An 18,273-nucleotide genomic window follows, 5' to 3' on the forward strand; every position below is an offset into this window, starting at 1 on the left:
TGATCTGCCCATGTCCACCCAGACCCTCCGCCTGATCCTCGGGGATCAACTGAATGCCCGCCATCCCTGGTTTGTACGGCCGGATGCCTCGGTTTGCTATGTGATGATGGAAATCCGCAGCGAGACGGATTACGTGGTGCATCACATTCAGAAAGTGCTGACGATCTTTGCCGCCATGCGCCGCTTTGCGCAGGCGCTGCAGCAGGCCGGGCACCGAGTGCGCTATTTCAAAATTGGTGATCCGGACAATACCCAGACGATTGAAGGCAATCTACGCATGCTGCTGGATGAGACGGGCGCAGCGGGCTGGGCCTGTATGGAGCCGGACGAATGGCGGGTGCAGCAGATATTGGAGGCTGCCGCGAAGACGCTGGCCCGACCCTTCGAGATGGTCTCCACCGAGCATTTTCTGCTGACGCGAGCCGAGGCGATCCGTACGTGCGCGACGCGAGTGCCGCGCATGGAATTTTTCTATCGCGAGATGCGCCGCCGCTATCAACTTCTGCTGGATGCCGATGGTCAGCCGGTAGGCGGGAAATGGAATTTTGATGCCAGTAACAGAGGGCGCTGGCAGGGACAGCCGCAGGCGCCGGACTGGCCGTGGGCAGCCGAGGATGTCTCGGCGCTGTATCAGGAGATTCAGGCGGCAGGCGTGCGCACCATGGGAGAGGTTGATCCGGCCGCATTGCGCTGGCCGGTCAGCCGGAAACAGGCAAAGGCCGGTTTGCAGGCGTTTGTCCAGCAGGTACTGCCGCATTTCGGCGCCTATCAGGATGCGATGTCGGTCCATGCGCCCCTGCTGTTTCATTCGGCTCTGAGCGTAGCATTGAATCTGAAAATGCTGCATCCACTAGAGGTCGTGGAAGCTGCAATTGCCGCCTGGCAAGGCGGTGAGGCACCCATCGAATCTGTAGAGGGCTTTGTACGGCAGATTATTGGCTGGCGCGAGTTTGTCCGTGCGGTCTACTGGGCGAATATGCCCGATTATGCGCAGCTGAACGCCCTTGACGCGACCCGGCCGCTTCCCGCTTGGTACTGGAGCGGGGAGACCCGCATGAACTGCGTCCGCCATGTCGTGCGGCAATCTCTCACGCTGGGCTACGCTCATCACATCCAGCGACTGATGATTACCGGCAACTTTGCGTTGCTGGCCGGACTGCATCCCGATGAGGTGGATGCATGGTATCTCGGTATCTATGTCGATGCCTTCGAGTGGGTGGAAATGCCCAATACACGTGGCATGGCGCTATTTGCCGATGGCGGTACGGTAGGCAGCAAGCCCTATGCGGGCGGCGCGAACTACATCAAGGGTCAGAGCGACTACTGTTCCGGGTGCCATTACGATAGCAAGCGCCGGGTAGGGGAAGGGGCATGCCCCTTCAATGTGCTGTACTGGCATTTTATCGACCGTCATCAGGATCGCTTTTCCGCCAATCCGCGTATGGCCATGATTGTGAATGGCTGGAAAAAGCGTCCCGATCCGGAAAAAGCACCCATTCTGGCGACTGCCGGTCGCTATCTGGAGCGACTCGATACGCTGTAGGGGGCGCCTTAGCCTGCCGGACAATGCGTATTGCGCCGGAAAAACAGCGTGACCTCGCCCACATCTACGCCAAATTTGCTCATGCGGGTGCGGTTGACCAGCGTGTCGGCATCAATGAGATACATCCAGTCATCCATCTGCATATCATAGGTGCTGTCATCGACGGGCAGGCGCAGCACATATTGCCAGTGCAGGGCATTGCCCGACTGGATGCCATTTGCTTCGCCGACCACATCGCCAGCGCGCCCCTGCCAGGTATTCGCGGCGGTGCGGGTGAGTGCCCAGATGCGCGAGTCCTTGCTGCCATCCGCATAGCTGAACGACTCATTCAAGGTCAGCGCATCGGGTGTGCCTTCACCTCTGATCGCAACTTTGAATCGCTTGACCACCTCGCCATTGCGCTTCTGGAACATGCCCCAGCCGCAGGTATCGCCCGCAAACCACTGGTAGAGATCGAGCTTGGGTGTTTGATCACGATAGTGCTCGATACCCGGCGAGCCACATCCCGTGAGTGCCAGCGTAAAGAGGATCGTGCACAGTTTGAAAGCGGAAGGCATGGCGATGTTCACAATGGGGATCTCAGGGTAAGGATGAATAGGTCGTCGCGTCTGGCGGCCCCGCACGGCGGCAGCGCTCGGAACAGTAGACCACATGCTCCCAGTCGCGCGCCCATTTGCGTCGCCAGTTAAACGGACGTTGGCAAGCGGGGCAGATTTTGGCGGGGAGGGTGAGTTTGTGATGCATGATGGATCAGGCCTTCGGTAAGGGATGAATCACACCATGCCCGCCATCGACGGCAATTTGCTGTCCGGTGATCCAGCCTGCTTCAGGTGAAAGCAGAAAGGCAATCATCGCAGCGCTGTCTGCACCCTCGCCGACGCGGCCCATGGGATTGAGGCTGGCACTGCGGGCCAGTGCCTCGGGCGTACCCGTCAGGCGCGCAGACAAGTTCGAACGTGTGAGGCCCGGATGGATGCAGTTCACGCGGATACCATTGCCTGCATAGGTGGCTGCCGCCGATTCAGCAAGGGTAGCCACGGCGGATTTCGCGGACGCAATGGCTTCATGATTGGGAAAGGCACCCCGGGTGATCAGGCTGCCCATCAGGACTGCACTGGCGGCAGTTTTCTGCTTGAGTTGCAAGGCAATGAATGCCTTGAGCGCCCATGCCGCGCTGAAATAGTTGATCAGCATGGTCTGCTCGATATCGGCATCCTGTGTCAGATGCAGCGGGCGAATCACGGTATTGCCGACACAATGCGCCATTGCCGTGATGCCCCCCACCTTGGTCACGGCCTGTTCAAGCAGCGTGCGTGCGGTGGCAGGCTGGGTCAGATCTCCCGGGAGGACGACGGTTGGTCCATCCAGAGAGGCTGCCAGTTCTTGCAAGGCGGCTTCATGACGGGCAGTCAGAACCAGCGTTCTGCCAGATGGCTGCAATGCTCGTGCCAAAGCCGAGCCGATGGCACCTGACGCACCGGTAATCCAGATCGCACCCATGGCGTTCTCCAGGAATGTACTTGATGGTAAATAATGCTACTATATGGTAGCGATTGGCAAGTACCAAACGGGTTTCCTTACGGGAGGGGGATGCAATGATCCGACTGCACAGGTCTTCGTACGTACTTTTACTTGGCATTAGCCTGATCTGTCATGCGGGCTGGCAGGATGACGTACCGGGTGCGCGACTGGCCGGACAGGGTACCTTTAGCTGGTTCGGGTTCAATCTCTATCATGCCCGGCTCTGGTCGGCCACATCGCCATTTGAATTCGACCGACCGTTTGCCTTGGAGTTGACGTATCGCCGCAGCATCAGTCGCGAGCGTCTAGTCAATACAAGTATGGACGAAATGGCACGCCAGACATCCTGCACGGCCCGGAAGTCGAACGAAGCCGATTGGCGCGCCGGTATGCAGCGGGCGTTTGCAGATGTTTCGTCCGGAGATCGCTTTACTGGCGTGTATCTGCCGGAAACCGGCGCTCGTTTTTATCTGAATGGCCGTAAAACCACCGATATCAATGATCCGGCCTTTGCCCGCTGCTTCTTTGCTATCTGGCTGGGTGTAGACGCACGCTCACCCGAACTGCGGGCTGAACTGATCGGGAAGGGGCGTGCCGGTTGACACCACCGTACCCTGTACTCAATGCCCTTGCATACCAATGTGCATGGCTGGCAACCGTCATGTCAGCTGCTAACGGACATGGATGGTACACCATGCCTATCGCACTGGCGCAGGTGGGGTGGCATCTGGCGCGGAGTGAGCAAGTCCGGAGCGAGACGGGTCTGCTACTCTGCATCTCTGGGGCTGGACTCATGCTTGATCAAATGGTGCTCGGCACAGGATGGATTCAATTCACAGGGGATGCGAATGCATCGGACAGGGTGCCACTATGGATGGCGGGCATCTGGCTGTCATTTGCCACAACCTTTAACGGGGCACTGGCATGGTTACAGCGGCGATATTGGCTGGCTATCGGTCTGGCGGGGCTTGGCGGGCCACTCGCCTATTGGGCGGCTGCGCGAATGGGTGCGCTGGTGATCGTCGATCTGCAGGCGACCTGCCTCGCATACGGCATGGGCTTTGCGCTGCTGGTACCCGCCGGACTAGCGGGCGCCTCCTTTCTGCAGCAGCGGCCAGGACATGCCAGTGCATCGCATGCCGAGCATACGCAGTAAAGCATGTGCCGTGGATGCGTTTGGGAGATGAGTAGTAGAGACTCTGGGAGATGAAACGCAAAAAGCCCTTGGCGAACCAAGAGCTTTTTGTTGAATGCTGGCGGAAGCGGTGAGATTCGAACTCACGGAGCCCGTGAAGACTCGTCGGTTTTCAAGACCGGTGCATTAAACCACTCTGCCACGCTTCCGGGGTGGTTAGGGGGCGCATTCTATCGTGAGTGCGGGCCGTTGGCTAGTATTTGTAAAGATTTTTGCCAGCGGATTGAAACTTCCATATATTGACCGCATCTAAGCTGTAGTCGTTCAACCACGGTCTCAAAAGGAGTCCACCATGCAATCCCAATGGCAAACCTCGACGTATGAGGCAGGTTATGCCCAATCAGTCGATCGTAACAAAGTGCTGCGCAATACGTACTTCCTGCTGGCGCTATCCATGATTCCGACAGGGCTGGGAGCATGGTTTGGCGTCGCAATGAAGTTCGCCATGAGCCCGCTCATGGGTGTCCTGCTGTTTTTAGGCGTGAGCTTTGGCTTCTTCTTCGCCATCGAGCGTACCAAAAATAGTCCGGCAGGCGTGTTCCTGACCCTGGGCTGGACCGGCTTTATGGGCTTGTGGCTGTCGCAGTATCTGCAGCATGCATTGCGCTTTAGCAATGGTAGTACCCTGATTGCAATGGCGGCGGCAGGCACTGCAGTCGTTCTGTTTGCGATGTCTGCTCTGGCGATCGTCAGCAAGCGCGACTTTTCTTTTATGGGTAAGTTCCTGTTTGTCGGGGTGATCATTACGCTGGTAGCATCGCTGGCAAACATCTTCCTGCAGATTCCGGCGCTGATGCTGGCTGTCTCGGTCATGGTAACCGTGATCTTCTCGCTGTACATTCTGTACGACGTGAGCCAGATCGTGAACGGCGGTGAAACCAATTACATCACCGCAACGGTTCAACTGTACCTCGATATCTACAATGTCTTCATCAGCCTGCTGAATCTGCTGATGGCCTTTGGTGGCGAGCGTGACTAACGCCCACTGATTGACTGATTCACGACATGGCGCCTCCGGGCGCCATGTTTTTTTGTGCTTGAACGTGTGCCGTCGACATACAATCGCGTGCCTGCCACTTGCTATGAGTTATCCATGTCGCTGTTTCATCGTCATCACCGCGTGATCCCCTTTGGAGAGGGCAAAGTACACATTCATAACATGCCACCACATACCTGGCATGATCTGTATCACTTTGCGCTGTCTGCACCATGGCCGGTATTTTTTCTGAGTATTGCCGGTGTCTTTATGTCGTTGAATGTGGTGTTTGCGAGCCTGTACATGCTGGGTGACGATCCCATCGCCAACATTGCACCGCAAGGGTTCTGGGGCGCTTTTTTCTTTAGCGTAGAGACGCTGGCGACAGTGGGCTACGGCGATATGCACCCGCAAACGGCCTACGCGCATTTCATTGCCACACTGGAAATTTTTCTGGGGATGACCAGCATCGCCCTGATGACGGGGGCGATTTTCTCCCGCTTCTCGCGTCCGCGTGCACGGATTAATTTTGCGCGGCATCCTGTTGTTGGCATGATGGATGGCAAGCGCATGCTGATGATCCGTACAGCCAATGCGCGCATGAATATGATTCTCGATGCGTCTGCACGACTGCGGCTGATTCGCCGGGAAGTGACGCAGGAAGGCAAGGTTTTCCGCCGCATTCACGATATTGAACTAGTGCGTAGCGAGCAGCCGATGTTTGTGCTGGGCTGGGTGCTGATGCATGTGATCGATGAAAATAGCCCCTTATGCGGTTGCTACGAGCAATTACTGGAAGAGCAGGAAGCTTCCCTTATTCTGACCATGACGGGCCACGATGACAGCATCTCGCAATCGATCGTGACCCGGCATGTGTATTCCGCGAAGGATATTCGCTGGAATCATCGCTACATAGATGTCAGCACACAAGACGCGCAGGGAGTGCACCACATGGATTATCAATATTTCCATGCAGTCGAGCCCGAGCAGTCCGCAGTTCAGACAGACTGAACGTCGTCGGGCAGGGTCGCGATGATTTCGTTGAAATAGTCACGGTCGGATGGGGGAAGGTCAGGCATGGCCTCACGTAGGGCGTCGAGCGCTCGGCGGGCTGCTGGTAGATCTCCTGCATGTGTGGCATACCAGCCGTATTCCAGACACACGCCGCAGCGCTGCAATAGACTATACCGCGCTGCCCCGCTCATCATGCCCTCATATAGGTCGCGAGCCAACGCAAGCCAGCTGGACGGGAGTAGCGATTGCCAATCGGGCATTGCGCCAGAATTGCCTGCTGAATGCAGGATGGTGTCTGGCGGCATGGGGGTGAGTGAACGAAACTGACGCATCGAGAGACGCGTATTCAGTCGACACGCGGCACGGGCGATCCGCATCAGGTAAATTGCATTCCATGCGGAGTGGCCACTCGCGCCCGCGCAGCGGCACAGCCACTCGCTGAACAGCAGCCAGCGCAAAGCATCCTGCAGGGTGTGGCCTGGCGCGGTCTCGGCAATCAAGCTCTGATCGCGGAATAGCCAGATCGCCATACCCGTATTGGCGGCGACCTGCTGGGCGGCATCAAATGAGCCTTGCTCGAAAGCGGCACGCAAGGCCTGCGCAAAGTGTGCCATTGCTGCTGCAGCGTGTTCGGGGCGCAATTTGCTGGAGCGCTTATCCGCAGCGAGTGCACGGGATCGTTCGCTGAGCGCCATCAGATTATGCCACTCGAAGCGGATACGTGGATGAATCCGCACCACCAGCCCGCGTTGTGGATGGCTATGCATGGCCTGCAGAATGGCTTCAGTCCCGGCGACATCCCGTTGTGCATAGGTACACCACGCGCTGAGAATTTGCTCCATGGCGTCCAGATAGCCACTGTCATCGGGGCCGGCCAGCTTGAGCGTCTTGCGCAGCCGGGCCAGCGTTTTACGTGCCGTCGACAAGTCATCAAGCCGTCGCCAGACGCTGGCCTCGCCCAATACCGCAAGGGCTTCACTCAGATGATCGCCCGCCATCGCAGCTGCTTCCTTGAATCCTGCGAGTGCCCCCGCTTGATGCTGGTGTGCTTGCCCCAGACGGGTGAGTAGTCGTCCTTCACGCATCGCCTGCTGGGCAGTCGCCAATGCCATCCAGAATCCGGGGGAAGCATCTGTTTGCGGTTTGCCGGTTTGACTGCTGTGTGCGTTCAAGCCCAGCATCTCTCCGATTTCCCGCTCCGTTGCGGTGTCATTATCGAGTGTGCAACGGATGCGCTCGGGCTCGCCCTCGGCCAGCCAGAACGGCCCCTGGCTACGTCCATCCGGATTCAATAGGCGAGGATCTCGCCGACAGTCCTCTCCCCAGCCTATCTGAATGCCCCAGCTTGCAAAATCCTTGAATGCCCGGCTGATGATCATGCGCTGATTGCGTGCGTCCGGAAACTGCTCACGCAGCTCGGCTGCCCGCACCAGTGGCGATAAGCCATTGCGATGCTGATGGAGTAGCCGGAGCAGCAACCACAGCGATTGCCATGGGGCACGCTGGCCATTCACGGTTTGCGGGGAGCGGAGATCAATCAGGATCATGGTAGAAAGGTCACGGTTGGATTGCGACATTGTGCATGACTTACGAAGCAAGACATATTTTGGTTACATAGGTTACATGTGAAACAGAGGATACGGTCAGTGTACAGGCATGCGATTCGAAAAAGCGTCAGGATGCGGTCCATACAAACACACCCAGACGAGGCGCACCGGTATGGACAAACACACACATGAACACCCCCCCGCTGTGATATCCGGGCTGGGACTGCTGGCGGCCATTGTGTTGGCTGTTATTAGCGCACCAAGCGATGCGTCAGAACCTGTGCGTAAGGAGATGCCCGAGCTGAAGCGCTGTTTTGGAAATGGCAAAATTCAGGGTACATTTGTACTGTACGAACCTGCCACACAGACCCTTACTGAATACAACAGCAAGCGCGCACAGCAACGCTTTGTACCCGCGTCGACCTACAAAATACTCAATAGCCTGATCGGACTGGAAACCGGCGTCATCAAAAGTGTCGACCAAGTCTTTCCATGGGACGGCAAGCATTACTGGAATAGTGATTGGGAGCAGGATCTGACCCTGCGCGAAGCCATGAAGTATTCAGCGGTGCCGGTATATCAGCGCATCGCCCGCGACATCGGACTGGCGCGGATGCAGGCCGGGGTCACATCCGCCAATTTTGGGAATGGCCATATCGGACAGGTGGTCGACCGCTTCTGGCTGGACGGGCCGCTGGCGATCTCTGCCGAAGAGCAGGCGCAGTTTGTAACGCGACTGGCCATGAAGCAACTGCCATTCTCGGAGGCCAACCAGTTGGCGGTGCGCGATATCCTGCGTCAGGATGCCGATACCACTTACAGTCTGTTTGCCAAAACTGGCTGGGCGCAATCCAGCAAGCAGGATCTTGGCTGGTGGGTGGGCTGGGTGGAGGATGCAAAAGGCATCCATGCATTCGCACTCAATATGGACATGGATGAAAAACGCCATATCGAGGCGGAAACCCGCAAGCAGGTCGGCCGTGCCTGCCTGCGCCAGCTGGGTGTGATACCGGAGGCGAAACAGTGAGTCAGGCTCCTTCACGACTGGCAGGACTCGATTCCCTGCGCATGATCGCTATTGTTACGGTCATGCTGTTTCACTCGGGTTTGTTGCGCCTGAAACTGCCCATGGCGGGCTGGTTCAGCTTTGGCTGGATGGGCGTAGACCTGTTTTTTCTGCTCAGCGGCTATTTGATCGGCGGGCAGCTGTTTGAATCCTGGCAAGCGGGCCGCTTTAGCGCAGGGCGCTTTTATGCGCGACGTCTGATGCGGACCTTGCCAGCCTACATCCTGATCGTGGCGGTGTATTTTCTACTGCCAAGTCTGCGCGAAAATCCGGAGATTCAGCCCTTCTGGCAGTTTGCATCGTTCACGGAAAACCTGTTCATCGACATCACCCACAGCAAAGCGTTTTCGCATGTGTGGTCACTGTGCGTAGAAGAACAGTTTTACCTGTTCATGCCGCTCATTGCGCTGCTGGCCTTGCGCTTACGATCGCTCAAGGTCGGTGTCGGCTTGATACTGGGCGTGATATTGCTCGGCGTCTGGATTCGCTATCACCAGTGGGCCACGGTTGTCATGCCGGTATTGGGGGATGACGAGCTGAAGTGGCCGCGCTATTTCGAAGCGATCTATTATCCTACCTGGTGCCGCATGGATGAACTGGTGCTGGGCGTGGCGCTTGCGGCGATGCGCGTATTCCGGCGGCAATGGTGGGAGGCTTCCGGGCGTTTTGCCAACGTGATGCTGCTGGCAGGGCTGGGGCTGCTGTGGCTGGCCTGCCGGATGTTCGACGATCGCTTTACGCTGGTCAGTAGTGCGCTTGGCTACCCGGTGGTGGCGATGTCGATGGCGCTCATTGTGTTTGCAGGCGCCCATCGATCGCTGCTGAGCCGCTGGCGCATCCCCGGTGCAGGTCTGATGGCTGCAATGGCCTACAGCCTCTACCTCAGTCATAAGCTGGTGATGGCGGCCTACCGCGAAACTTTCAGCGCGCGGTTTGCCGACCAGCCCGTGATCGGCTGGGCAATCTGTGCGGCGATGGTATTGCTGGGCGGCTATGCCCTGTACCGGATAGCAGAACGCCCCAGCCTCTATTGGCGGGAGCGTCTGCTGGGGTGGCTGGATCGGGGGCAGGCAGTGAAATTACCAGAAGCCAATCCAGTTCAGTCAGGTGCTTAATAGGCTACGGTTGCAACTTCGCGAATGAACTGACCGGCTTCGATCTCGTTCACAAAGGCGCTGGCGTAGTCCGGATAATGGATGGCGCTGGCGCCGTTTGCATCGGCGATCAGGGTGCGGCTACCTACGCGGAAGCTGCCCTTTTCTTCACCCGGGCCAATCATGGCGGCGGGGGCGTAGAAGGTCCAGTCGAGGTCGGTGGCGGCCTGGAACACAGCCAGTGCCTTGCGATGCGCTTCGGCGATGGCCTTGTAGGCGGCCGGGAAGGTGGGGGCATCCACCAGTTGCAAGCCCGGTGCCACTTCCAGACTACCCGCGCCACCCACGACCACTAGACGCTTCACGCCGGTATCGCGGGCCAGCTTCACCAGTGCATGCGCGGCATCAATCACAGCATCGACATTGTCAGGACGCGGGCCGAAGGCGCTGGCGATCACGTCATGACCTTTCACCACCTCGTTCAGTGCGGCATCGCCCAGCGAACCCTTCACTTGTGTAGCGGCTGCGAGTGCTTCGTGTTCATTGCGGACGATGGCGGTGACGGCATGGCCACGATTCAGGGCCACGCGAGCGATGTGTTGGCCGATGTTGCCGGTAGCGCCGATCAGAGCGATTTTCATGATGGTTTCCTGTTCTGTGCGTTTGCACGTGTGTTTGCGATGGAGTGCATATTAATTGCTTGAATCGATGCGAAAAACCGCGTATATCGCATTTGTTTGTTGCATGAATCGAGCAAATAGGGGCGAACATGGATCGCATGATGGCGGCAAGGGTCTTTGTCGAGGTAGTGGATCGAGGCAGCCAGATTGCAGCGGCTGATGCGCTGGACCTGTCGCGAGCCATGGTGTCGCGCTATCTCGCGGAGCTGGAGGGCTGGCTGGGCGCGCGTCTGTTGCACCGAACTACGCGCCGCCTGAGCCTGACGCCTGCGGGTGAAGCAGTGTTGCCACGCTGCCGGCAGATGCTGGAGATTGGCGACGATATGCTGGCATCGGTGTCCGAGCCGGATGCCGTGCCACGTGGCCTGTTGCGGGTGACGTGTAGTACGGCCTTCGCGCAGCAGCATCTGTGTCAGGTGCTGGTGGCGTTTACCGAGCGCTATCCGGAGACGCGGGTAGAACTGTTGGTGGTGGATCGTACGGTGAATCTGATTGAGGAGCGAGTGGATCTGGCGGTACGGATTACCGGCGAACTCGATCCCAACCTGATCGCCCGCCGGTTCACGGCCTGTCGCTCGGTACTGTATGCTTCGCCGGCTTATCTGCAGAAACACGGCACGCCGAAGCAACCTGCTGATCTGAAACACCATCGCTGCCTGACCTACACCTACTTCGGCCAGACCATGTGGACTTTCGTGGGCGACGATGGCCCGTATACCGTGCCGGTGTCGGGTGGATTATCGGCCAATGAATCGGGTGTGCTGCTACAGGCGGCGCTTGCTGGGGCCGGGATTACCATGCAGCCGACCTTTGCTGTTGATGCGCAATTGCGGGACGGATCGCTAGTGCCAGTGCTGACGGAATTTCCCTTGCCGGAAATGAGTATTTACGGCGTGTATGCGTCGCGCAAGCATCAATCGCTGGCGCTGCGGGTGTTGCTGGATTTTCTGGCGGAACGGTTTGGGACGGCGTATTGGGAGGGGTAGGGTGAAGTTGCAATACCTTATGGTCGTACGCCCGGGGCTAGGCCATCATAGTCGCCAGCGAGACGCGCTTGAGCTTCGTTCAATAGTTGTGTGTAGTTGGATAAAAACGGGTGTGGCAAAATCTTATCTAGCTGAGCACTCACCGTTGAAAGTGCAATGAATTCAGCATTATTTTTGAGCTGCAAGATATCTGTTTCCTGAAAGCGAGCAAAAAATTCAAACAACACCAATGCTTCATCTTCGCTAAGCGTAATCTGGATATCTGAATTCATTTAATATCTGCCTTTTCCTTCAGGTAATGAATCATATCATCAACTAGCACCCAGTACTCTTCTGATGGGATGCGATCATCATCGATTTCACGCCTTTTGGTTTCGATGCCTTCAGGACTGGCAAGCCATCTGTCTTTGAGTGCGACTGCATTCTTGTAATCGAACTTTGCGGTCCATGAGATTGGAAGTAACCCAAACCCTTCGTGCATGATCGAATATTTTGGCATGCGTTTTGTACACTGCACTTTATATTCGGTTTCTTTTTCTATTTCCAGAGAGGTAGATATCTTTGGATTGAATACATTGCTAGATTCATTTAGGAAAACTAAAGCAAAGCTGCCTATGCCATTATCTCGGTAGGGGCCAAAATTGATCAAATCATCTTTTTTAAAGGTGCCTTTAAGTGCATTTATTATTCTGCCACTATATTTGACACCACACGATTGTTCTCCATTTTTTACCAGTTCGCCAGATTCAATTTGCACAATCGCAACCACATCGGCGTGTTTGTAAAGTGTATCTACACTCAGGCGGGGTAGCGTTGTTGCAGAAAGGTGTTGCGAGAGCGTGCACCATACCGACAGTGCAAATACGACTCTCATCGGGACCCGTATGATTTTGTTGTCGTGCATGGTATGGAGCCTAGTGTTTGTCTAGTTAAGCAATTGACCTGAAGCTTGTTGAGGCAAAAAAAGACCGCCCCCATATTGAAGGCGATCGTATCTTAAATTGAAGCACACTGGGAAATGGCCTATGTGGCCACCTCATCAAGGCTTCTCAAACCACGCAATACTTTCCACGTGCGCGGTATGCGGGAACATATTCACAATGCCCGCCGCCTTCAGTACATAGCCCTTCACATTCACCAGCACATTGGCGTCGCGCGCCAGCGTGGACGGGCTGCAGCTGACGTAGACGATGCGCTTGGGGCCGTTTTCGGCGGAGATGGATTTCACCAGCTCCATCGCGCCATCACGCGGCGGATCGATCAGCATGCGGTCGAAATGGCCGAGGCCGGCCAGTTTCTCTTCGGTCATCTCGAAGAGATTATCGACGGCGAATTCGGTACGGTCGGCCAGATTGTTCTTCTGCGCATTTTCCAGCGCACGTTCCACCAGTTGCTGGCTGCCTTCAATGCCGACCACTGTTGCGCCGGAGCGGGCAATCGGCAGGGTGAAGTTACCCAGGCCACAGAACAGATCGGCAATGCGCTCGCCCGGTTGCGGATCGAGAAGGCGTAGGGCGCGGCCGACCAGCATGCGGTTGATGTGCGGATTCACCTGTGTAAATTCGGTGGGCTTGTACGGCATGACGACATCGAACGCAGGCAGGGTATAGGTCAGCGCTGGTGCGTCGAGCGGGTAGAAGGGATAGGCGGTTTCCGGGCCTTTGGGTTGCAGCCAGAACTGCACCTTGTGTTCGTCGGCAAAGGCACGCACGATATCTTCATCGGCCGCGCTGAGCGGGTCCATCACGCGCAGCACAAGTACATCCACATCCTGACCCACGGCCAGTTCGATCTGCGGCATACGTTCACGGATGGACAACTGCATCACCAGCCCGCGCAGCGGCACCAGCAGATTGGAAATCTTGCGTGGCAGAATCTCGCATTGTTTCATGTCCACAATGTAGCGCGAGCGCTTTTCATGGAAGCCCACCAGTACGGTGCCTTTCTTTTCCACATAGCGGGCCGAGAGACGCGCGCGGTGGCGATAACCCCAGGTCGGGCCGTAGATCGCCGGCAGAATCACTTCCGGCTTCACGTTGCCGATGCGCTGCAGATTGTCTTCCAGTACGCGTTGTTTTGCGGCCACTTGCGAGCGCTCGTCAGCATGCTGCATATTGCAGCCACCACACAGATCATAATGCGGACATTGCGGCTTCACGCGCATGAAGCTTTCCTGCAGGACTTCAACCGTCTGCGCGTTTTCGAAATTCGGCTTCTTGCGATAGCTGGAGTAGCGCACGGTTTCGAAGGGCAGTGCGCCATCAATGAAGATGGTTTTGCCGTCGACGCGGGCAATGCCATGACCTTCGTGGTCGAGCGATTCGATGTGGGCGATCGGGTTGAGTCGTGTTTGGGACATGGCGTTGAACCGTAACCGTGCAGAAGCAAAAGAGCGGAATTATAACCGCTTGGCCTACAAGGTGAAATGGCCGTCTGATCGATGTGGTGCGTGACGAAAGCGATTCTACAAAAAATGAAGCCGACGCAATGTGCCGCGCCGGCTTTGAAGTAAGGCGACTAGCGTCGCCTTCGAGGGAGACTTTACTGCATGCACACCAATGTGTGCGGGGTTGAAGGTGTTATAGACCCGCTGGCGATTGCGTAAATGTGAATGCGACAATCGGTCAGAGACGGCTAAAATAGGGGCATTCGCCCAATAGTGACCTGCAATGAACACCCATCTTTCAGTAGACGATTTCAGCGATCCGGCAAGCCGCTTGCGCGCCACCAACCGGGTGACGTGGATCAGTGTGGTGGTCAATCTAGTGCTCACGATCCTGCAGGTGGTAGTAGGGATACTGGCCCGCTCGCAGGCGCTGGTGGCGGATGGCCTGCATTCGCTATCTGATCTGGTGGCGGATGGCGTGGTGCTGATTGCCGCCAAGGAAGCGCATAAGGATGCCGATGAGGATCACCCCTACGGACATTACCGTTTCGAGAATGCTGCCTCGCTGGTGCTGGGTGCACTGTTGCTGATCGTCGGCGTAGGCATGTGCTGGTCGGCGGCGCAAAAGCTGCAAGATCCCGAAGCCATCCCCAAGGTATCGCACTGGGCTTTCTGGACTGCGAGCGCCACGATTCTCGCCAAGGAAGCCCTGTTTCGCTACATGCTGCGCGTGGGCGAGAAGCTACGCTCCAGCATGCTGATTGCCAATGCCTGGCATGCGCGCTCGGATGCGGCTTCGTCGCTGGTGGTGGCGATTGGCGTGGCCGGTAATCTGATGGGCTATCCGCTGGCTGATGCGCTGGCGGCTGCCATGGTGGGCTTCATGATTGCGCGCATGGGCTGGTCTTTCGGGTTTGATGCCTTGTCCGACCTCACCGATCGCAGTCTGGATCCGGACATGGTTGATGCCATGCGCAAGACACTTGCCGCGACACCGGGCGTTGTAGGCGTACACGAATTACGCACCCGCAAAATGGGCGACCTCGCCTTGGTCGATGCACACTTGCTGGTATCGCCAACCATTTCGGTCTCCGAAGGCCACCGCATTGCCGAAGCCGCACGCATGGCACTGATGGCGCAATATCGCACGCTGGACGTGCTGATTCATATCGATCCGGAAGATGACGAAGTGGCTGCCAAATCCAGCCACCTGCCGCACCGCAGTCAGCTCATGGATGAAGTCCATGCCGCGACAGACGGTCTGGTGCATCCGGAAACACCTGCGCTGATCCATTATCTCGATGGGCAGTGCGAGATTGATCTGTTTGTCGATCATCGGCTGAGTGCTGAAGAGTTGCTGGCGGTGACCACCGCGCTGGATACACTGGCCAGCAACGCGCCACATCTGCGCGATATCCGCATCCACAAGCGGGTGGCCTGATGGCGCGCATCTTTCTGGGCATCTGGCCGGATGAAAACACGCGAGATGCGCTGGCACAGGCAAGCCAGTCCGTGCATCAAATAAGCGGTGGCCGCATCATGGCTGCCAATCGACTGCATCTGACGCTGGCATTTCTCGGTGAGGTTGATGAATCGCGCGTGGGCTACATCGCCCGTCAACTGGAGCATCTGCCTGTGCTGGCGATGGACATGCTGCTCGATCAATACGGCTTTTTCGGCAATATCGGCTGGCTAGGCTGTGCGAATCCGCCCGATGCATTAATGACCCAGGCCCGCCTCCTGCGGACTGCATTGCGGCTTAACGGCATCCAGTTCGACGACAAGCCCTTTGTGCCACATGTGACGCTGGTGCGGGATGCAAAGCGACGGGATTTGGTGCCGCTCCCGCCGGTTGCCATTCGCTGGCAGAGCAGCGAGATTGTGCTGGCTGAGGCAGATGATCGACCCGGCCAACCGTATCGGGTGCGGGGGCGGTTTGGGTGAGATATGGGATGGATTGCAAAAGAAAAGGGAGCCGCAGCTCCCTTTCCCTCACTCAAGCATCCACCCTGAGTTTTACTGTTGCACGGCCTTCAACTCCAGCCGCATCTTGTGCAGAATCGGCTCGGTATAGCCACTTGGCTGTACGCCGCCTTCAAAGATCAAAGCGGCGGCCGCTGCGAATGCAGTGCTGGCTGCGATGTTCGCGGCCATCGGCTGATACAGCGGATCACCTGCATTCTGCTCATCTACCACCTTGGCCATCCGTTGCAGGGTGCTTTCAACCTGCTCGCGTGTGACGATGCCGTGGCGCAGCCAGTTGGCGACGTGCTGGCTGGAAATACGCAGCGTGGCGCGGTCTTCCATCAGGCCGACATTGTGGATATCCGGCACCTTCGAACAACCGACGCCCTGATCCACCCAGCGCACCACGTAGCCCAGAATGCCCTGACAATTATTGTCCAGTTCTTCCTGAATCTCGGCGGCGGACCAGTTGGTGTCCGTTGCGACAGGGATGGTCAGAATATCGTCGAGGCTGGCGCGCGGACGGGATTTCAGCTCGTCCTGACGTGCCTGCACGTTGACCTTGTGATAGTGCAGGGCGTGCAGGACTGCGCCAGTGGGCGAGGGCACCCATGCGCAATTGGCACCGGCGCTCGGGTGGGCGATCTTGGTGGCGATCATTTCCGACATCAGATCAGGCTTGGGCCACATGCCCTTGCCAATCTGGGCGCGACCTTGCAGACCGCAGGCCAGACCGATATCCACGTTCCAGTTTTCATAGGCGGCGATCCACTTTTCCTTCTTCATCGCCTCCTTGCGCACCATGGGACCCGCTTCCATGGACGTGTGAATCTCGTCGCCGGTGCGGTCCATAAAGCCGGTATTGATAAAAATCGTGCGATCCTGAGCCGCGCGGATACAAGCTTTCAGATTCACTGTGGTGCGGCGCTCTTCGTCCATGATGCCGATTTTCAGCGTCTTGGGCGCGAGGCCAAGTGCCTGTTCGACGCGGGCAAAGAGTTTCACAGCAAACGCGACTTCATCCGGGCCGTGCATCTTCGGCTTCACGATATAGACCGAACCGGTGCGCGAATTGCGCAGCGGGCTATGGCCGAGTACATCATGCTTGGCGATGAGCGACGTCACCACCGCATCCATAATGCCTTCGAAGATTGCCTCGCCATCGACCAGAATCGCCGGGTTGGTCATCAGATGCCCGACATTGCGCAGCAGCATCAGCGAGCGGCCGGGCAGGGTAAAGCTGCTGCCATCCAGTGCGGTAAAGACGCGGTCGGCATGCATGCGACGGGTCAGCTGCTTGCCGCCTTTTTCGAATGTCTCTTCCAGCGTGCCTTGCATCAGGCCCAGCCAGTTGCTGTATACCTCGACCTTGTCCTCGCCATCGACGGCGGCAACGGAGTCTTCGCAATCCTGAATGGTGGTGACGGCGGCTTCGAGGCAGAGATCCTTGATGTGCGCGGCATCGGTTTTGCCGATGGGGTGGGCAGCATCAAACTGAACTTCAACATGCAGGCCATTGTGCTTCAGCAACACGCCTGTGGGCGCTTCGGCGCTACCGGTAAAGCCGACACACTGCGCGGCATCTTTCAGTGCGGTGACGCTGCCATCCTTCAGGCCGACTGCAAGTGCGCCGCCTTCAATGCGATAGCTGGCCGAGTCGACATGCGAGGCATTGACGAGCGGAAAGTGTTCGTCGAGGAAAGCGCGGGCAAAGGCGATGACCTTGGCACCACGTGCAGGATTATAGGTTTTACCCTTTTCGGCTCCGCCTGATTCGCTGATGGCATCGGTGCCATAGAGCGCATCGTAGAGCGAACCCCAGCGGGCATTGGCCGCGTTCAGTGCATAGCGGGCATTCTTGACCGGCACCACCAGCTGCGGACCCGCGAGGGTAGCGATTTCTACATCGACATTTTCAGTGGTGACAGAAAAATCCGGGCCTTCCGGCACCAGATAGCCGATGTCCTGCAAGAAAATCTTGTAGGCAATCGGATCAAATGTGGGATGGCTGCGATGCCATGCATCAATCTGCGCCTGCAGCTCATCGCGGCGTGCCAGCAGGGCACGGTTTTCCGGGGTGAGTTCGAGGGCGATCTGTTCGAATTGCTGCCAGAAATGTCCTGCGTCAACGCCGGTACCGGGGAGAATCCGGTCGTTGATCAGCGCGTGCAAACGAGCGTCGACCTGCAGGCGGCCGGCCTGGATACGATCAGTCATGGGGAAGATCCTGTGTATCTGTAAAAACGCCGCCCGGACTCGATCGAGTGGGGCGGCGTGATGGAACAGTTCAATTACCTAGC

At 57.4% G+C, this 18,273-nt stretch carries 19 protein-coding genes and 1 tRNA gene; 10 read left to right on the top strand and 10 right to left on the bottom strand.

What is annotated here, in order from left to right:
* The first annotated feature begins 10 nt into the window (after positions 1 to 10).
* A complete protein-coding gene (locus KSF73_09265) occupies positions 11 to 1,543 on the top strand; it encodes a cryptochrome/photolyase family protein (protein MBV1775904.1) in 1,533 nt (510 codons plus the stop codon).
* Positions 1,544 to 1,551: 8 nt separating this feature from the next.
* Here the strand turns inward: KSF73_09265 and KSF73_09270 are convergent, their stop codons facing one another.
* Genes KSF73_09270 through KSF73_09280 form a run of 3 tightly spaced genes read right to left on the bottom strand, consistent with a single transcriptional unit; the run spans position 1,552 to position 3,043 of the window.
* Positions 1,552 to 2,100, bottom strand: a complete 549-nt coding sequence (locus KSF73_09270) for a DUF3833 domain-containing protein (protein MBV1775905.1) — start codon at positions 2,098 to 2,100, stop codon at positions 1,552 to 1,554.
* A gap of 22 nt (positions 2,101 to 2,122) precedes the next feature.
* On the bottom strand, positions 2,123 to 2,287 hold the full coding sequence (locus tag KSF73_09275) for a DUF2256 domain-containing protein (GenBank protein MBV1775906.1): 165 nt from the start codon (positions 2,285 to 2,287) through the stop codon (positions 2,123 to 2,125).
* 6 nt (positions 2,288 to 2,293) lie between these two features.
* Positions 2,294 to 3,043 carry an SDR family oxidoreductase gene (locus tag KSF73_09280; GenBank protein MBV1775907.1) on the bottom strand — a complete coding sequence of 250 codons (750 nt, stop codon included), beginning with the start codon at positions 3,041 to 3,043 and terminating at the stop codon, positions 2,294 to 2,296.
* A gap of 95 nt (positions 3,044 to 3,138) precedes the next feature.
* On the opposite strand from KSF73_09280, the gene KSF73_09285 reads away from it, so the two are divergent.
* Positions 3,139 to 3,666 carry a chalcone isomerase family protein gene (locus tag KSF73_09285; GenBank protein MBV1775908.1) on the top strand — a complete coding sequence of 176 codons (528 nt, stop codon included), beginning with the start codon at positions 3,139 to 3,141 and terminating at the stop codon, positions 3,664 to 3,666.
* Positions 3,663 to 4,220 (top strand): DUF2878 domain-containing protein, encoded by a 558-nt coding sequence (locus tag KSF73_09290; GenBank protein ID MBV1775909.1) that lies wholly within the window; start codon positions 3,663 to 3,665, stop codon positions 4,218 to 4,220. Before KSF73_09285 ends, KSF73_09290 begins: the two co-directional genes overlap by 4 nt.
* A 98-nt stretch (positions 4,221 to 4,318) precedes the next feature.
* Here the strand turns inward: KSF73_09290 and KSF73_09295 are convergent.
* Positions 4,319 to 4,408, bottom strand: a tRNA-Ser gene (locus tag KSF73_09295).
* 143 nt (positions 4,409 to 4,551) lie between these two features.
* Here KSF73_09295 and KSF73_09300 point away from each other — a divergent pair.
* Together KSF73_09300 and KSF73_09305 are read left to right on the top strand one after the other, a co-directional pair.
* Complete coding sequence (locus KSF73_09300; protein ID MBV1775910.1) at positions 4,552 to 5,238, top strand: Bax inhibitor-1/YccA family protein; 687 nt, start codon at positions 4,552 to 4,554, stop codon at positions 5,236 to 5,238.
* A gap of 114 nt (positions 5,239 to 5,352) precedes the next feature.
* The gene (locus KSF73_09305; protein ID MBV1775911.1) at positions 5,353 to 6,246 is read left to right on the top strand and encodes an Inward rectifier potassium channel; all 894 of its coding nucleotides are present in this window, start codon (positions 5,353 to 5,355) and stop codon (positions 6,244 to 6,246) included.
* Here KSF73_09305 and KSF73_09310 read toward each other — a convergent pair.
* A complete protein-coding gene (locus tag KSF73_09310; GenBank protein MBV1775912.1) occupies positions 6,234 to 7,826 on the bottom strand; it encodes a hypothetical protein in 1,593 nt (530 codons plus the stop codon). The genes KSF73_09305 and KSF73_09310 overlap by 13 nt on opposite strands.
* Positions 7,827 to 7,968: 142 nt before the next feature.
* On the opposite strand from KSF73_09310, the gene blaOXA reads away from it, so the two are divergent.
* Both blaOXA and KSF73_09320 read left to right on the top strand, forming a co-directional pair.
* Positions 7,969 to 8,823: a class D beta-lactamase gene (blaOXA, locus tag KSF73_09315; GenBank protein MBV1775913.1), complete on the top strand. Its 855-nt coding sequence runs from the start codon at positions 7,969 to 7,971 to the stop codon at positions 8,821 to 8,823.
* Complete coding sequence (locus KSF73_09320; GenBank protein ID MBV1775914.1) at positions 8,820 to 9,977, top strand: acyltransferase; 1,158 nt, start codon at positions 8,820 to 8,822, stop codon at positions 9,975 to 9,977. The genes blaOXA and KSF73_09320 overlap by 4 nt, the downstream gene beginning before the upstream one ends.
* Here the strand turns inward: KSF73_09320 and KSF73_09325 are convergent.
* Complete coding sequence (locus KSF73_09325; protein ID MBV1775915.1) at positions 9,974 to 10,597, bottom strand: NAD(P)H-binding protein; 624 nt, start codon at positions 10,595 to 10,597, stop codon at positions 9,974 to 9,976. The genes KSF73_09320 and KSF73_09325 overlap by 4 nt on opposite strands.
* 128 nt (positions 10,598 to 10,725) lie before the next feature.
* On the opposite strand from KSF73_09325, the gene KSF73_09330 reads away from it, so the two are divergent.
* A complete protein-coding gene (locus KSF73_09330) occupies positions 10,726 to 11,622 on the top strand; it encodes a LysR family transcriptional regulator (GenBank protein MBV1775916.1) in 897 nt (298 codons plus the stop codon).
* 17 nt (positions 11,623 to 11,639) lie between these two features.
* On the opposite strand, the gene KSF73_09335 is transcribed toward KSF73_09330, so the two are convergent.
* From KSF73_09335 to rlmD, 3 genes are all read right to left on the bottom strand, one after another.
* Positions 11,640 to 11,894, bottom strand: coding sequence for a hypothetical protein (locus KSF73_09335; GenBank protein MBV1775917.1), 255 nt, complete (start codon positions 11,892 to 11,894; stop codon positions 11,640 to 11,642).
* Positions 11,891 to 12,526, bottom strand: coding sequence for a hypothetical protein (locus KSF73_09340; GenBank protein ID MBV1775918.1), 636 nt, complete (start codon positions 12,524 to 12,526; stop codon positions 11,891 to 11,893). The genes KSF73_09335 and KSF73_09340 overlap by 4 nt, the downstream gene beginning before the upstream one ends.
* Before the next feature lie 135 nt (positions 12,527 to 12,661).
* A complete protein-coding gene (rlmD, locus tag KSF73_09345) occupies positions 12,662 to 13,981 on the bottom strand; it encodes a 23S rRNA (uracil(1939)-C(5))-methyltransferase RlmD (protein MBV1775919.1) in 1,320 nt (439 codons plus the stop codon).
* Between the two features lie 310 nt (positions 13,982 to 14,291).
* Between rlmD and KSF73_09350 the strand changes: the two genes are divergently transcribed.
* Together KSF73_09350 and thpR are read left to right on the top strand one after the other, a co-directional pair.
* Positions 14,292 to 15,449, top strand: coding sequence for a cation diffusion facilitator family transporter (locus KSF73_09350; protein ID MBV1775920.1), 1,158 nt, complete (start codon positions 14,292 to 14,294; stop codon positions 15,447 to 15,449).
* Positions 15,449 to 15,952, top strand: a complete 504-nt coding sequence (gene thpR / locus KSF73_09355) for an RNA 2',3'-cyclic phosphodiesterase (protein MBV1775921.1) — start codon at positions 15,449 to 15,451, stop codon at positions 15,950 to 15,952. Before KSF73_09350 ends, thpR begins: the two co-directional genes overlap by 1 nt.
* Before the next feature lie 72 nt (positions 15,953 to 16,024).
* On the opposite strand, the gene KSF73_09360 is transcribed toward thpR, so the two are convergent.
* The gene (locus KSF73_09360; protein MBV1775922.1) at positions 16,025 to 18,190 is read right to left on the bottom strand and encodes a malate synthase G; all 2,166 of its coding nucleotides are present in this window, start codon (positions 18,188 to 18,190) and stop codon (positions 16,025 to 16,027) included.
* Positions 18,191 to 18,273 lie beyond the last annotated feature (83 nt).

This window comes from Burkholderiaceae bacterium DAT-1 (assembly GCA_019084025.1).
Taxonomy (GTDB): Bacteria; Pseudomonadota; Gammaproteobacteria; order Burkholderiales; family Chitinimonadaceae; genus DAT-1.

Excerpts from the sequence above, each read along its gene's own strand:
- KSF73_09265 (MBV1775904.1), top strand. The coding sequence starts at position 11 with ATGTCCACCCAGACCCTCCGCCTGATCCTCGGGGATCAACTGAATGCC.
- KSF73_09270 (MBV1775905.1), bottom strand. The coding sequence starts at position 2,100 with ATGCCTTCCGCTTTCAAACTGTGCACGATCCTCTTTACGCTGGCACTC.
- KSF73_09275 (MBV1775906.1), bottom strand. The coding sequence starts at position 2,287 with ATGCATCACAAACTCACCCTCCCCGCCAAAATCTGCCCCGCTTGCCAA.
- KSF73_09280 (MBV1775907.1), bottom strand. The coding sequence starts at position 3,043 with ATGGGTGCGATCTGGATTACCGGTGCGTCAGGTGCCATCGGCTCGGCT.
- KSF73_09285 (MBV1775908.1), top strand. The coding sequence starts at position 3,139 with ATGATCCGACTGCACAGGTCTTCGTACGTACTTTTACTTGGCATTAGC.
- KSF73_09300 (MBV1775910.1), top strand. The coding sequence starts at position 4,552 with ATGCAATCCCAATGGCAAACCTCGACGTATGAGGCAGGTTATGCCCAA.
- KSF73_09305 (MBV1775911.1), top strand. The coding sequence starts at position 5,353 with ATGTCGCTGTTTCATCGTCATCACCGCGTGATCCCCTTTGGAGAGGGC.
- KSF73_09310 (MBV1775912.1), bottom strand. The coding sequence starts at position 7,826 with ATGTCGCAATCCAACCGTGACCTTTCTACCATGATCCTGATTGATCTC.
- blaOXA (MBV1775913.1), top strand. The coding sequence starts at position 7,969 with ATGGACAAACACACACATGAACACCCCCCCGCTGTGATATCCGGGCTG.
- KSF73_09325 (MBV1775915.1), bottom strand. The coding sequence starts at position 10,597 with ATGAAAATCGCTCTGATCGGCGCTACCGGCAACATCGGCCAACACATC.
- KSF73_09330 (MBV1775916.1), top strand. The coding sequence starts at position 10,726 with ATGGATCGCATGATGGCGGCAAGGGTCTTTGTCGAGGTAGTGGATCGA.
- KSF73_09335 (MBV1775917.1), bottom strand. The coding sequence starts at position 11,894 with ATGAATTCAGATATCCAGATTACGCTTAGCGAAGATGAAGCATTGGTG.
- KSF73_09340 (MBV1775918.1), bottom strand. The coding sequence starts at position 12,526 with ATGCACGACAACAAAATCATACGGGTCCCGATGAGAGTCGTATTTGCA.
- rlmD (MBV1775919.1), bottom strand. The coding sequence starts at position 13,981 with ATGTCCCAAACACGACTCAACCCGATCGCCCACATCGAATCGCTCGAC.
- KSF73_09350 (MBV1775920.1), top strand. The coding sequence starts at position 14,292 with ATGAACACCCATCTTTCAGTAGACGATTTCAGCGATCCGGCAAGCCGC.
- thpR (MBV1775921.1), top strand. The coding sequence starts at position 15,449 with ATGGCGCGCATCTTTCTGGGCATCTGGCCGGATGAAAACACGCGAGAT.
- KSF73_09360 (MBV1775922.1), bottom strand. The coding sequence starts at position 18,190 with ATGACTGATCGTATCCAGGCCGGCCGCCTGCAGGTCGACGCTCGTTTG.